The organism is Candidatus Kurthia intestinigallinarum (assembly GCF_003991225.1).
Taxonomy (GTDB): domain Bacteria; phylum Bacillota; class Bacilli; order Bacillales_A; family Planococcaceae; genus Kurthia; species Kurthia populi.
Genome location: NZ_JTFC01000079.1, coordinates 1 through 1,276 on the forward strand (window position 1 = coordinate 1; position 1,276 = coordinate 1,276).

Consider the following 1,276-nt stretch of genomic DNA (forward strand, 5'->3'; position numbering starts at 1 on the left):
ACTGGTATGTTGTGTGTAACAGCGTCTTTTATATTGTTCGTCTTTCGTTGATGGCCTAGTGTCCACTGACCTTGCTCGTAAACATATTAAATACTATCTATGGACGTTGTACGGGTAACAGGAATTTTTTGTTCTTTATCGAATATTAGTTTTGTAACTGATTTTTTGTATAGGAGTGTTTCTATTGAAATTTGAACATCATTTTAAGCTTGTTAATGGTTTAACGTTAGTGTTTTTATTTGCTGGTTTTATTTGGTTAATCTTTGTTATTGATTTTGTATTTAAACATATTAAGGTTACATCTTACAATTCTTTATTGTCTTTATTAAGTGGTATTTTGGCTACTGTGTCTGTGGGGATTGCAGCTTTAGCATTTGTTTTTATTGATAGTTGGAGAGGTAAAACTTTGTGTTTTGCTGGTACATTCCTTTTAATTTCTTGTTCTTTAACATCTGCTTTTTTAAGTGCTAGTGATGGTCTGTTAAATTTAAAATCAATCCAACTTAAATTGGACTTTTTTATTCCAGCAATATTCGTAGCAAGTATGGTGGGCTATATGTATTCAATGGTTGAGTTTGAATTTAAAAAAGATAAGGAAAAATATAAAGTTTTAGAGGACAAAGAATAGTATTTCTGCCAGAATAAAATCAATATTTTGTTATTTTTATGATTAATAAGTATTTTCTTTTGAAAGTTAGGTTTACCTTTTGGCTTTTCAATCCCTATACATAATGTAAGCATAAAATAATTGGGGATATTGAATGTGGGGGCTATTAACAGATAATAAGGGATTTCATATGTAGATTGGATCTGGAGTAGCTGCATCTACACGAAATAGGTTGTATTTCTCCGATACGATAAGAATTATATTTTTGAGTTGTATTATATGACGAATTGAGTTGTTACAGTTAAATTTGTAAATAATGTAGTAATGATTGTAAGATCAGCATTTAATTATGTTAATTTTAAAGAATTTAGAAGCTTCCGATGAGGAGGCTTTTTATTTTTTTGAATAAGAACAAACGTTCTTTTAAAAGGTGTGCATAGACGCGTAATTCTTTATTATCAGAGTTTGCAAAAAGAATATAAAAAAAGCCCTATTTTGGGCTCTAAATGCGATCTAATTGTTCATACAACTTTTCAGTTTCTTCGTCTAGCCAAGTATAAAGATATTTTAAATTTTGGCGTGCTTCTTTATATAAGCCTTCTCTTGCTAAATCTTCAAAAGAGGTCGGTGTAGCTTCGGTTTTTTCTAAATCARTAATCTGATCGGTTT

General features: G+C 29.9%; 1 protein-coding gene. It reads left to right on the forward strand.

All coding sequences use genetic code 11. The annotated features are described in order from the left end of the window. Positions 1-184 precede the first annotated feature (184 nt). On the forward strand, positions 185-628 hold the full coding sequence (locus tag QI30_RS18755; RefSeq protein ID WP_126992080.1) for a hypothetical protein: 444 nt from the start codon (positions 185-187) through the stop codon (positions 626-628). Positions 629-1,276 lie beyond the last annotated feature (648 nt).